Source organism: Flavobacterium cutihirudinis, from assembly GCF_003385895.1.
GTDB lineage: Bacteria > Bacteroidota > Bacteroidia > Flavobacteriales > Flavobacteriaceae > Flavobacterium > Flavobacterium cutihirudinis.
Genome location: NZ_QRDQ01000007.1, coordinates 1 through 13,135 on the forward strand (window position 1 = coordinate 1; position 13,135 = coordinate 13,135).

General features: G+C 31.0%; 11 protein-coding genes. 3 read left to right on the top strand and 8 right to left on the bottom strand.

All coding sequences use genetic code 11. From position 1 onward, the window contains the following. The first annotated feature begins 94 nt into the window (after nucleotides 1-94). The 3 genes from BD847_RS00040 (at nucleotide 95) to BD847_RS00050 (ending at nucleotide 6,235) form a co-directional block, all read left to right on the top strand. Nucleotides 95-2,137, top strand: a complete 2,043-nt coding sequence (locus tag BD847_RS00040) for a DUF5977 domain-containing protein (protein ID WP_115886240.1) — start codon at nucleotides 95-97, stop codon at nucleotides 2,135-2,137. 84 nt (nucleotides 2,138-2,221) lie between these two features. Next, entirely contained in the window at nucleotides 2,222-5,866 is a 3,645-nt protein-coding gene (locus BD847_RS00045; RefSeq protein ID WP_115886241.1) for a DUF6443 domain-containing protein, read from the top strand. A 3-nt stretch (nucleotides 5,867-5,869) separates the two neighbouring features. After that, nucleotides 5,870-6,235, top strand: a complete 366-nt coding sequence (locus tag BD847_RS00050) for a hypothetical protein (protein WP_115886242.1) — start codon at nucleotides 5,870-5,872, stop codon at nucleotides 6,233-6,235. 764 nt (nucleotides 6,236-6,999) lie between these two features. Here BD847_RS00050 and BD847_RS00055 read toward each other — a convergent pair. From BD847_RS00055 to BD847_RS00090, 8 genes are all read right to left on the bottom strand, one after another. After that, nucleotides 7,000-8,136, bottom strand: a complete 1,137-nt coding sequence (locus BD847_RS00055) for a type II secretion system F family protein (protein ID WP_115886243.1) — start codon at nucleotides 8,134-8,136, stop codon at nucleotides 7,000-7,002. Further along, on the bottom strand, nucleotides 8,126-8,602 hold the full coding sequence (locus BD847_RS00060; RefSeq protein ID WP_115886244.1) for a PulJ/GspJ family protein: 477 nt from the start codon (nucleotides 8,600-8,602) through the stop codon (nucleotides 8,126-8,128). Before BD847_RS00060 ends, BD847_RS00055 begins: the two co-directional genes overlap by 11 nt. Beyond that, a complete protein-coding gene (locus BD847_RS00065) occupies nucleotides 8,584-8,928 on the bottom strand; it encodes a hypothetical protein (RefSeq protein ID WP_115886245.1) in 345 nt (114 codons plus the stop codon). The genes BD847_RS00060 and BD847_RS00065 overlap by 19 nt, the downstream gene beginning before the upstream one ends. Then, nucleotides 8,916-10,202, bottom strand: coding sequence for a hypothetical protein (locus BD847_RS00070; protein WP_115886246.1), 1,287 nt, complete (start codon nucleotides 10,200-10,202; stop codon nucleotides 8,916-8,918). The genes BD847_RS00065 and BD847_RS00070 overlap by 13 nt, the downstream gene beginning before the upstream one ends. Then, on the bottom strand, nucleotides 10,199-10,684 hold the full coding sequence (locus tag BD847_RS00075) for a hypothetical protein (RefSeq protein WP_115886247.1): 486 nt from the start codon (nucleotides 10,682-10,684) through the stop codon (nucleotides 10,199-10,201). Before BD847_RS00075 ends, BD847_RS00070 begins: the two co-directional genes overlap by 4 nt. Nucleotides 10,685-10,687: 3 nt before the next feature. Continuing rightward, a complete protein-coding gene (locus BD847_RS00080; protein WP_115886248.1) occupies nucleotides 10,688-11,626 on the bottom strand; it encodes a phage tail protein in 939 nt (312 codons plus the stop codon). A 48-nt stretch (nucleotides 11,627-11,674) separates the two neighbouring features. Continuing rightward, nucleotides 11,675-12,403 carry a hypothetical protein gene (locus BD847_RS00085; RefSeq protein WP_115886249.1) on the bottom strand — a complete coding sequence of 243 codons (729 nt, stop codon included), beginning with the start codon at nucleotides 12,401-12,403 and terminating at the stop codon, nucleotides 11,675-11,677. Between the two features lie 210 nt (nucleotides 12,404-12,613). Continuing rightward, entirely contained in the window at nucleotides 12,614-13,135 is a 522-nt protein-coding gene (locus BD847_RS00090; RefSeq protein WP_115886250.1) for a general secretion pathway protein, read from the bottom strand.

The following is a 13,135-nucleotide window of genomic DNA, read 5'->3' on the forward strand; positions in this document are numbered from 1 at the left end:
TGGTCAGTTTAAATTGAAAAGTGGTGGTCAGTTTAATCCGAAAGCGGTGGTCACTTTATGCTGAAAAAGCGTGGTCAATTTGACCGTTTTTTCCATGCACACTACCTTATCAACGATATTACCAGAAGTTCTAACTTCAGTTGTTAATTTTTCAAATAAATCTGCTGTTGTTTATTCAAATGTAACAGATTTCGATATAGACCCAATTACTTTGAAAAAAAACGGAAAAAAAGAATTTATTTACAATCAAAAAAATACAAATGAAACTGTTCCTTTAGTTCCTAAAAACCCAACCTTTTATAACAACCCATTGTATACATCTTATGACTGGAGTGATTTGAATAACCTGACTAAAATAGTTAACTATAATTATGTAAATAACTTTTTTTCAATTGGAGGAGAAATTCAATCAACAAAAACATACAAAAGGGATGTTTCCACTGATGAATTAAAGTTAATTAGTAGTACCGATTATACGTATTCAGTCTTAAAATACTATACAAGACCAGAAAATTATGTATTTAATATAAACAAATCCCCCTTTTCACCCTATCCTCCTTTAGCAGGTTATTTACTATCGTCTTATTATACAGCCACAACGAATCCTGCATATAATAAAAACTCAGATAGTAACAGTATGCAATTTATATATTACGGAGGTAAATCAGTATTGAGTAAAACGGTGCTAAAAACTGTTACCAATAAGGAATATGATATAGCAGAAAATGTAACATCAAATGCAGTGACAAATTATTTTTATGATAACCTTCAGCATTGCTATCTTACTAGGACAGAAACTCTAAATAGCAAGAATGAATTAATTAAAAGCAAATTGTATTATCCCGCAGATTTGTTGTCTGCTGGTATACAACAGCCAATTGAAATGCAAAAATTGATAGATAAAAACATAATCGACGAACCTATCAAAACTGAAACTTATTTAAATACTGTTAAAACATCAGAATCAAATACTAAATACGAAGAAAGTACAAGTACAGGGATGGTTTTACAGCCGAAAGAAATTCACGTAACAAAAGGAATTACAAATACCTACCCTTTTAGTGATCAAAACAAGAAAATAACATACACCTTATACGATTCAGATTTAACTAATGGAAAAGGAAATGTTCTAGAAATTAAAAAACCGAACGGAGTTTATAGTTCAACTATTTGGGGATATAATAAAGCACAACCAATAGCTCAAATAGAGAATATAACCTACAATAGTATTCCATCAAGTTTAATTACAAATGCACAAACAGCCTCAAATACTGGAACAGAATCTGATTTGTTAAGTGCATTAACAGCACTACGAAATGATCCTGCTTTATCTAGTGCTATGATAACCACTTATACATACAAGCCTCTTGTAGGAATAAGCACAATCACTGATCCCAATGGAATAACTATATATAATGAATATGATAGTGCCAATAGGTTAGTATATGTAAAAGATAATAATAAGAATATAATAAAAAGTTTTTGCTATAATTTTCAAGGACAGATTGCAGATTGCGGTATCACTATCAGTCCATATACTTATACATATATGAACAAAGAAAAAAAGGTGACTTTTATAAAAAATAATTGCGCTTCTGGTTCAATAGGGACTTCAGTAACATACACAGTTCCTTTGGGGAAATATACTTCAAATATCTCACAAGCCGCAGCAGATGCCCAAGCCCAAAATGAAATCGACCTTAATGGACAAAACAATGCCAATTCATTAGGTACTTGTACTTTTTCAAATACACAACTAACGGTTTATTTTTATAAAAACAATTGTACAACAGGAAAATATGGTTCAAGAGTTGCTTACACAGTGGCCGCAGGAAAATACACTTCTACAAATTCACAAGCTAATGCAGATTCTCAAGCTCAAGCAGAAGCTAACACAAACGGTCAAGCCAATGCAAATTCAGTAGGAACTTGCGATACTTACCGCAGTGTGGCTAAGAGTGGAACTTTTACCCGAAATAATTGCCCTGATGGATCAGGTACTTCAGTAATTTATACCGTGCCAGCAGGCAAATATACTTCTAATGTATCACAAGCAAATGCAGATTCACAGGCACAAGGGGATGTTGCTACTAATGGGCAAGCTTATGCCAATATTAATGGGATTTGTACTGAATAACTTAATCCAATAATAGTTGTAATAAAAACAAAAGAATTAGAAGTAATCGAATTTATACTGGATTTCTCAAAAAAAATATGAACAATGAAAAAAATAATATATCTCTTAGTTTTGTTTCCAATTATAGCCATAGGCCAAGTAGGAAGTCTTATTAGGGAAACGACTTATAAGCAAGCTACATTAATTCCTATTTCGACTCCAACAACTAGTCAGGCTTCAGTAACTATATCCTATTTTGATGGACTAAACAGACCTATACAAGAAATTGCACTTGGACTATCTGGAACTGGAAAAGATATTGTCATACATAAAGAGTATGATGGGTTTGGACGTGAAAGTAGAAAGTATTTGCCTTATGCATCAACGCTTTCCGGGAATACTTCATTTAGGACAAATGCTTTAAGCGAAACAAATGGTTTTTACAATATCGCAAAATATGAAAACACACTCAATCCATATACCGAATTTTTGTTTGAGAATTCCCCGTCGAATAAGGTATTAAAAGTAGCCGCTGCGGGGAATGATTGGAAATTGGATTCTGGGCATGAAATAAAAATGGATTACCAGTACAATATAGTGGGTGAAGTAAAGAAGCATCTCGTTACAACAACTTGGATCGATAGTTTAAAAATATATGTCCCTGCTATATCTCAAACACTGAACTACGACATTAATCAATTAACCAAAACGGTTACTAAAGATGAGAACTGGATATCTACGGATCTTAAGAATCGCACGATTGAGGAGTTTAAAGATAAAGAAGGTAAATTGATTCTGAAAAGAACTTACGACCTGAGCCAAGCACTCGACACTTATTATGCTTATGACGAATATGGTAATTTATCATATGTAATACCACCGCTGGGTAATAGTGCAGTAGATCAGACAACCCTAAATAATTTGTGTTTCCAATATAGATATGATAACTATAATCGTTTAGTTGAGAAAAAAATACCAGGAAAAGACTGGGAATATATTGTTTATGATAAAGCGAATAGAGTAATAATGACTCAAGACTCTAATTTAAGAGTTTCAAACAAATGGTTGTTTATCAAATACGATGCGCTTGACAGACCTGTTTACACGGGTGATTATAAAAACATAACACAAAAGACAAGAATTGCCATACAAAATTTGGCAGACTTGAACACTACTTTATATGAAATCAGACAAGTAACAGAACGTATTATCAATGGAACCAGTATCAATTACAGTAATAATGCTTTTCCAAATCTGCCAGATAGTGACATAAATACTAATATTTTAACCATTAATTATTATGATAATTATAATAATTTCAATTTAAGCGGTGGAGTTTCCGAAACTGCTTATGGAACTACTCCCAATACCAATGTTAAAGGTTTATCTACAGGGAGTAAAATAAGAATTTTAGGAACAACCAATTGGATCACAAATATAAGTTACTATGATGCAAAATACAGACCTATTTACTTATACAGCTATAACGATTATTTAAAAACAACAGATAAAGTTAAAAATAATTTTGACTTTGAAGGCAAGACTATAGCTACGACTTCAACTCACTTAAGAACTAATATAACACCAAATACAAATGTTCAAATAACAAATTCATTCACTTATGATAATGCAGGTAGGCTATTAACTCAAAAACAAATCATCAACAATCAGGCGGAAGAGACAATTGTATCTAATACCTATGATGAATTAGGTCAATTAACAAGTAAGGGAGTCGGCGGAAAAACAACGCAAACTCGTTTACAGAATGTAAATTATACCTATAATATAAGAGGTTGGTTAAAAGGGATAAACGATATAAATACAATGGGAACTGATTTGTTTGCTTTTCAAATCAGTTATAACACTCCAACTTCGGGAACTCCGTTGTTTAATGGAAACATCAGTCAGACCTTTTGGAAAACAGCAAATACTAATACGAGTTTAAGAAATTATAATTATACCTATGATGCCCTTAATCGACTGACCAACGCTATAGATAGCGAAGGATTCTTCACTGAAGGCAATATAGTATACGACAAAAATGGAAATATTATCAATCTAAAACGAAAAGGGGCAATAGTTGCCGTGCCATCCGTTTCTACTCCAGCTAATTTTGGATTTATGGATGATCTGACTTATACCTATACCGGAAACAGGTTGATGAAAGTGGCTGATGCTTCTGCAACGGATCAGTATGGCTTTAAGGATGATGCGGTAAATACAGCGGCTGATACTGTAGATGATTATGCATATGATAATAATGGCAATATGAAATCGGATGCCAATAAAGCTATAACGGCTATAAGTTACAACCATCTGAATCTACCCACACAGATAACTTTGGCTTCAGGCACAATCAATTATGTTTATGATGCTACAGGTGTTAAACAAAGCAAAGTAGTTGGGGCAATCACTACTGATTATGCAGGAGGATTCCAATATGAGAATAACGTATTGCAGTTTTTTCCTCAGCCCGAAGGCTATGTTGCTAATAATTCAGGAACTTTTAACTATATTTACCAGTACAAAGATCATTTGGGGAATGTACGCCTAAGTTATGGAGATAATAACAATGACGGGAGCGTTACAACTACAGAAATTGTAGAAGAAAGTAACTACTACCCGTTTGGTTTAAAGCAGTCAGGATACAATAATGCAATTGTACTGGGAAAAGGAAACAGTACTGGACAAAAGTATAAGTACAACGGAAAGGAACTGCAAGATGAGCTAGGCTTGAATATTACGGCAATGGATTTCAGAATGTACGACAATGCCCTTGGACGATTTTCTGCTCCTGATCCTTTGACCGATCTTTTTACTGGCATTTCTCCGTATGCATTTGCAGAAAATAATCCAATCGTTTTTAGTGACCCATCCGGTTTGTGCCCAGAATGTGAGGAATATTATAAAAACCACAATGAGAAACCTACAAACGGTACTACATATACGAGTGTTGGAGGTGGGGTTTATAAATATTCAAATGGGAACTGGACTAGGCAAGATGGTGAACTGCGTGAAGTTGTAATTGGGGGTAAGAAGAACAATTCTTTTCCTGATTCTTTTCCTGATCGTTATAATGTTTGGTCAGGTTTTAGAATTTTTGGTCCTAAAGTTGTTATAAATTCAGGTGGTTCAAATGGTTCAAGACGTCAAACTGATAGACCAGTTCTTAATTATAAAGAAGATCCTAGATTTATTGCAAAAAAGCATGTTGACTATGTCCCTTCTGTTTCAACTCAAATACTAAATAATGTATCAGATTTATGGAACAGTACTTCAGTTAGATTAATGATTCCGGATAGAATATATTTTAGTGTATCATATAATGCTAATCCATATATAGGTAACTCTACAGAATTTTCTTTGAATTGGATTACTAGAGGTAATGATGCAAGTTTAATTCCATATTCTATAACTACAGTAGCTGGTACAGTTGGAATGATGAATGGTGGTATTGGAATCGGTGCAGGTGGAGGTTACTTCCTTACAACAGATATGAGATCCTTATCCGCAGGTACAGCTTCAAATGCAATGTTAGGCTGGTCTTACACAGGAACTGCTTTTAATGCTGTTGATGGAGGAAGAGTTTCATTAACAGGATCAATAGGAATCAAGGGTACACCTTTTAGTTCAGATGTCATTACTTCTGTAACTGGAGGAGCTTCGGTTGGATTTGGCACACCAGGAGCTGGAGTCTATGGTGGAGTATCTTATTCAACTCCTTCATTTGGAAATAAAACTAAATTTTAAATTATGGATAGAAGAAAAACAGTTTTTTCATTAATGATTTTTTTTGTAACTATTCTTGTTTTCATTTTTATAAATGCATTTATAAAATCACGTCAAGAATATACGAATAAATATGATTTTATTATAGATAAAATAGAAACAGATGCAAAAGGTTATCTAATATTTTCCGATAGCTTGAATAATCAATATTCTTTTGCTAGTTATAATTTTACAGAATTTGACAAATTAGGCATTTCAGTTGGTGATAGAGTTTTTAAAGATAGTTATTCAAAAAATATGACTATTAACAGAAAAATGAAAAATGAGTATAAAACCTATTACATACAAAAGCCAAATGGTATGATTCCTTTTTTACTTTATAGTTATTAACAAATCTAAGGATATTGGTTGTGCTAACGAAAATTAGAATCAAAGTTAAGGGTGGGTATGCCAACTAAAATGGAGACATAGTTGAGGAGGCAAAGAGGTTCTCGCTTGTTATCATAAATCCCAGTAAATACTGGGTATTTCAGCTTTTCAATTCTATGGGTCAACTAACAGGTCAACTTTATTAAGAACCTGCTCGCCGCACGATTACAAATGTACTAAAAATTAGTTTTTAAATTATTTTTATTACTGCAAAAGTAAGGTCAGTAATAAGAGGTTCTGCACTTTTTACTTAGAAATAGAGAGCTTCCTCGTCCAATACAAGAAAATCAGTTAAAGGATAAAAAATTGTAGAGAAAAAAGTCAATTGAAATATTTAAATTGTTTGTGGCGACAGTGTTTAAATTGCAAGAAAATCAACTTAATTTATTAATTGAAGTGAAGCAGATTTTCTCTTTTGTTTGGTAACAATTTATATTATCTCAATGGGAATTATCTTGCTCACAATATTGTAAAACCATTAAATTATAATTTGTCATTAATGGAAGAAAGAGGCTTTATAATTTAAAGATAAAAGATTATTGGAAAGATTGATCAGTCAGATTGTGTTGTTTTGAGTTAATAGCTTATTTGCATTGAATTGTCCCCTATGATTCAATCTGGATTGATCATCTTTCATAATTAACATGTCTTTTTAAAATAAAGGGGCTCATATACAATACTAATTTTAAGCGATAAAATAACTCTAATCATCAATTAGTATATTTTTACCCAATTGCACTACTTAACTGAAACATTGGTAAATACATTGCAACCAATAAAACGGCAACTAAAACTCCAACAAAAAGAATAATAAAAGGTTCAAGAACAGTAGTCATAACTTTAGATTGCTGAATGACTTCCTGATTGTATTGTTCGCTTAGTTGTTTGAAAACGTATTCCGTTTGATTGGTTTCTTCGGCAACTTTTACAAGAGATATAATTCGGTTATCAAAAAGAGGCGTGTTTTTGAGACTATTGCTAAGACTATTTCCTTTTAATACGCTATTTTCCACTTGCTCTAAAGCTTCCTGAAGCGGTACAAAACGAATCATTTTTTTTACCATTTGTATACTATTCAATAATGGCACTTTTGCGGTGGTAAGTAAAGTTACAGCCTGAGTAAATTGTGCCAGATATACTTTTGTCATAAAAGCTCCTAAGACAGGGATTTTTATTAGAAAATAATGAAGAGCCCTTTTATATTTATGATTGTCTTTGAAAAATTGAGTTGAAAAAATAAAAATTAGTATTCCAATAAAAAAATAGAGCCCGTACGTCTTTGTCCATACTGACAACTTTACAATAAATTGCGTTAAAACAGGAAGCTCCATATTGTTTTGTTTGAAAATATCCTGAAACATTGGTACGACATAACTTAACATAAAAATCACAACCAAAACAGCAGTACTTAACACAATAGAAGGATAGGTGAGAGCAGCTATTATAATTCTCTTCTGTTCGTTTTTACGCTCAAAAAAATGGCCTAGTTCTTCGCAAACTTGCGATGTAGTCCCTGTTTCCTCTCCAATTTGAATGGAATAAAATTCGTATTCAGTAAATGATTTTGATTTTTGTAACGCTTCTGAAAAAGGCTTCCCATTTACAACATCAGTTAAGATACTCTGAATTAAATCTTTGTCGTTTTTTTTCTTTAATGATTCAATAATTAATGAAAGTCCTTCTTTAAAACTTACACCTGCTTTTAGTAATACAGCTAGTTCAAGATAGAATGCTTGCTTTTTTTTATTATTAAAGCTCTCACCAAAAAGAGTTATTTCTTTTTTTAAAAGACTTTCTATACTATTCTGATTTTGAGACTGAATAGTTTTTTTAGTGGGTGTGTTTTCTAATTTAAATGCCATTTTCCTGATTCATAAAAAAGGTTAAATCATTTTTTTTTGAAACAAAAATTCGGTAATCCGGTAATTCTGTTTCTGCGTAGATTGATAAAGCATCAATTTGTCCGTTGCTAATTTCTTTTCCTCTCAAAAATGCTTTGTTTGGAGTAATTTTAAGTTTGATTGTATCAAGGTTTCTCAAACTGAAGTTCTCCTGAAAAGAATAGGTTATGGTGTCAATTTCTGAAGTCATGATTAATAACTGTTTAGCTTTGTCATATATTATCATATGTGGCTCATTAAAATCCTGCCAAAGTTTTTGTTCAAAAAGTGCCAGCGTACTGGTTTTTTCAAAATTGCTTTGAATGGTATGAATTTGTTTTTGTACAATACGTAAAACACTAAAAGCCATGCCTACAACTATAGCAGTTATAATCATAACGACAATCATTTCTGATAATGTAAACGATTTTAATTTTCCTGCTGCCATATTATTTGCTGTTTTGCCATTTCTTTTTTTGAAACGTTATTAACTGCCGAAATTGAAAATGTTTTTAATGAAGCGTCAGATTCTAATTCAATTTTGATATCCCAGTTTTTATAATTTTCCCGATAGGGTAATTTAATATTCTTATTTTGCACTTCATATTCCAGTTCGTTTATTCGAGTTTCGACATCGTGGGTGTTTTTTGAAAAGGTATTAAAAACCAGATTGTTCAGTATCAAACTCGCAATAATAAATATGATTACAACCAAAACAGTTGCAACAATTGCTTCAACCAATGTTGCTGACTTTAGTTTTTTTAGTATAACCATTTCAGAACAGTTTTAGGTTGTTTCTCTAAAATTATACCTCCGTATAATTCTGGTATGTTTTCATTTTCAATAGTTGCATTAAAGACATGATTAATAAAAATTGAACCTGATTGGTTTGCTACAAATTGTTTGGTAATTACTGATCCGGAGACAATTCCTTTTATTTCAAAATTTCCATTGCAATAAACTTGGCCTTTAATTCGGGCGTTTTTTTCCAATGTTATTTGAGATCGAAAGTCTGACGATTCTTTAGTTTGATAATAAACAACACTACCTTTAATAGTAGTTCCGGTATTGATAAAGATGTCATTATTTGTAGAAATATCATTTGAGATTGGTTTGCTGCTATCTATACTATCTTGAAATAGTAATAGTGCTGACGGAAATTCCAAATTACAATTTTCACCTACAGTAATTTTTTTTGTTGCAATAGCTTGGAAATTTCCGATTGTTTCAGCTTCAATTTCAATTAAAGGTGCTATTAAAATTAAATCTTTCAATTTAGAAGTATTTTTAACAGTAATAGCAGTTTCTGATTTAATTATGATGTTTCCCGAGATTGCTACGTTATCTAGTATTATGGGGTTTTCAGAATAAAATCCCTTTGTCTTTTCGTTAAAAGAATTAGTAATTTTTTTAGCTGAATTCAAATTAATATAATCGTGTTGATTACTTGGCTTGTATTCTTGAAAGTAAAATTTTATTTCATTTTCAAAAGTTTTAGAAAGAGGAGGGAGCTCAGCGGAACTCTTTTCTATTTTGCCGTAAATCAATTGTGAACCATAATAGTTGTTACCAGCAATATAACCTGATTTTGCTTGCTTAAAAGGTAAATAAGCTATCCCTTTAATTGAAGTTGTACCTACAACACTTAAAGTATTATGACTATCTTGTAAGAAAACAGTTGGTGACTTGTTGGCGTTTAAAAGTGTACCAATTAATGCTGTTTTAATGAATTTTTTTTTTCGAAATTGACTATTAGAAATGCCTTTTTGGAATATACCCCATGTAGACAAATTCGTTTTTATTATTTGCTTGTCTTTTTCTATAAAATTTATAGTGGTAGTATCAGTATTTATTTCTTTTTGTTCTAATAATGACTGAATTCCAATATCAGCAATTTGTATATTTTCTATAGCACCTTTTGACTGTTCTTTCATGTAAATAAAAGTATACGCATATAAAACAATACCTGCTAAAAGCAGTGCAATTAATACAGCAATAAAAACTGTAAATTGTAAGGCACCCGACTTAATTCTAAATTTTAATTTCAATCTTGTAGCATTATAATATTTAAATTGCCTTTATACTTAACATATATCGATTCTTGATCGCCGCTTTTAAGAAAAATTTCATTTTCGGTATCTCCAATTTTCATATAATAATTTTTACTATCAATAATTAGCATGAAAATTTTATTTTTTCCCTTTGTATCAGAGATTAAACCTTTGTAAACAATATTTGGCCAAATCAAAGTTTCTGTCTCTTTCGAAACTTTTATTTTTTTTAATGAAGTCCTTTTTGCAGAAGAAGCTGTTTCGGAATTATATAATTTTCCTAAAAATGGATCTCTATAATTTACATTAATTGGAAATGAATCTTTGTTAGAAATCTTCAAAGGTTTAATAGTGAATTCATGATTACTGTCAGGAATCATTTCATCGACTTTTGTAAAGGAGAAAAATTGAAATATAACGGCTCCCCATACTAATAGAACGAGAGGTAAGAGAATGTATATGTTTTTTTTGTTTTTCATTTTTTAATTTATAGTAAAATTAAAAAGAGTACTTCTTATACTTTGATTGCCAGCTTCATCAAATGATTTTATAAACCAATAATAAGTTCCGGTTGTAAGTGTTTTGTTGTAAGGGCTAGTTCCACCATCCTTAAAATTTAAATTGGTTAATGCAGTATCATTATAAACATAAATACTATCTTTTTCTGTGCTTCCAGGAATAGACGTTCTGTTCCATTGAAAATTTATACTCTTGTTAGTTGTAGAACTCGCATTTGCCGGATTGGAAAGAGTAGGTGTATTTGGCGATTTTGTGTCGATCAAAATTGATCTAACAGAATAAAGAGTTTCTAAGCTCCCATTACTAGCTCTTACTCTCCAGGTAAATGTCCCATCTTCAAATGTGAAATTCAGAAATGTTGCTTCTGAATTTTGTTCTTTTATTAAGCTGTTATCTTTATCTAAAATTTGAAGTTGATAATTTGTTGCACCAATAACAGTATTCCACGAAAGTTTTTGAGTCGTGTTTTTTGAAATGAGATTATTAGATGGCGTTATTAAAACAACAGTATTATTTTGAAAATCATCATTGTTCAAAATCTGAAAACCGTTTTTAGAGTATGCGGTTTCATAAGCACTGTTAACTGCTCTTACTCGCCATTCATATTTTCCAATATTTATTTGTTGTTGATAGGAGTTTTTGGTTACTAAGGTATCCAGAATTATTTGTTGTGGTGCTTCAAAGTTAGGAACTGCAATTTGTATTTGATACTTTTCGGCATCTTTTACACTTTCCCAAGAAAAAGTAACTCCGGATGAAGTCAACGCGGCATTATTTACTGGTGCTGTCAATATCACTTCATCTTTAGATATATCAGGTACTAAAAGTATTTCTTCACAAGAAAAAAGACTTAAGAAAATTGGAAAGAAGAGATAGTATTTATTTAATAAAGTTTTATTCATGACAAATTTTATGAGATTTTTTTAAATTTACTACATAATATGATTAGGCTACATATCAAATAAACTTTTAGATTCTTTCTTTTTACTTATTTTAGATTTTGTTACCCCCGAACAACTGTTATGCTCATCTACTATATCAGCTATATACCATTTACCATGGTCGGAGTTCGCCCAACAAAATTTGCTTACTTGATATGCGACAATTGTTTCAGGGTTGATATCAATAAAATCGACTTTTTTACCGCTCTTGAATAAGGAGATTGTGTATTTTTTGTATTGCGAATTAGATAAATAGTACGCATCAGATTGTCTGATTTTGGTTATTTCATCTGTTGATAGGCTTGTAGCCAGACTAGATATGATTTGCAGGTTTTGGGTGTTCAAGAGTAATTTTGAAATATCATTATTGTAATCAGCATTAATTTCATTAATGAGACCTGCAATATCCAATATTTGTATAGTAACTAATTCAGGTTTAACAGGAAGACTATCTATATAAGCTACTTTCGTTTGATTTTGATTGTATTTGGCTTTTGATTTATAGATTTTATTTAATTTTCGATTATAAGGTACAATGCCAATCTCTACTCTAATATTATTTTCGAGTTTAGCTAAAGCTTTAGGTTCAAATGTATTTTGATTGTATGATAATTTTGATTCTCCAATACTACCCAATTCCACTACTGATGTTGAAAATTTATATTCTTCATTTTTTATTTTAGTTGTTTGACACGCATAGCAGAGTGCTAAAGTCAGGATGGCAATTTTTTTTAGCATAACTATATTTTTTTATTGTTTAAAATTTGTTGTCTTTTAGTATTTTTTTAAATTATTAAACATTCGATAAAACTACAAAAATAGAAGTATAGACTGCAAAGAAAGAATTTAGTTTGCCTCCTGAATATAACTTTAATCAATAATCTAAAACGCACTATTTGAATAAAGAATTGTAGCTAAAGATGTTTATAATTTATTATTTAATAAACTTTAATTATCATTATTTTTTTGCATTATAATTTCTACAGACAACTGGTTTATATTTGTATTATAATTTTTCTTTTTCACAAAATTCAAATGTTTAATTACTCCTAGTGAAGGACTGTTTTCTAGCTTATTTAAAACTATTAAGCTATTATTAAAAGAGCCTTCAAGAGAGAACATATAACTAGTTGTACTAATTCCTTTTTGAGATATAATATGTGGCTCCTGAAAATCTACAATTTTCAAATGGTAATTAGTGCTATACGTCGTTAACTGTTTTAGCAGATCCGTTTGAAAGGATTCAGAAATATTAGCATCATATTTAGACAAAACCTGATCTAATTGTTTTTCTTTTTGAATTAACTGTGCTGTCAGTTTAGGCAAATTATGATCTGCTGTAATTTCTTGCTGTTTGGACTTATACTCGCTGTAATAATCTATGGTATTTGAAATCGCAAACGAATAACTAATATAAAGTAATACCAGAAAACCGAGTAAAAGGCCTTTATTTCTTTTGTCAAGTTTCAT

Bases quoted from the DNA above. Each gene is read 5' to 3' on its own strand.
- BD847_RS00040 (WP_115886240.1), top strand. From the start codon at position 95: ATGCACACTACCTTATCAACGATATTACCAGAAGTTCTAACTTCAGTT.
- BD847_RS00045 (WP_115886241.1), top strand. From the start codon at position 2,222: ATGAAAAAAATAATATATCTCTTAGTTTTGTTTCCAATTATAGCCATA.
- BD847_RS00050 (WP_115886242.1), top strand. From the start codon at position 5,870: ATGGATAGAAGAAAAACAGTTTTTTCATTAATGATTTTTTTTGTAACT.
- BD847_RS00055 (WP_115886243.1), bottom strand. From the start codon at position 8,136: ATGGCATTTAAATTAGAAAACACACCCACTAAAAAAACTATTCAGTCT.
- BD847_RS00060 (WP_115886244.1), bottom strand. From the start codon at position 8,602: ATGGCAGCAGGAAAATTAAAATCGTTTACATTATCAGAAATGATTGTC.
- BD847_RS00065 (WP_115886245.1), bottom strand. From the start codon at position 8,928: ATGGTTATACTAAAAAAACTAAAGTCAGCAACATTGGTTGAAGCAATT.
- BD847_RS00075 (WP_115886247.1), bottom strand. From the start codon at position 10,684: ATGAAAAACAAAAAAAACATATACATTCTCTTACCTCTCGTTCTATTA.
- BD847_RS00080 (WP_115886248.1), bottom strand. From the start codon at position 11,626: ATGAATAAAACTTTATTAAATAAATACTATCTCTTCTTTCCAATTTTC.
- BD847_RS00085 (WP_115886249.1), bottom strand. From the start codon at position 12,403: ATGCTAAAAAAAATTGCCATCCTGACTTTAGCACTCTGCTATGCGTGT.
- BD847_RS00090 (WP_115886250.1), bottom strand. From the start codon at position 13,135: ATGAAACTTGACAAAAGAAATAAAGGCCTTTTACTCGGTTTTCTGGTA.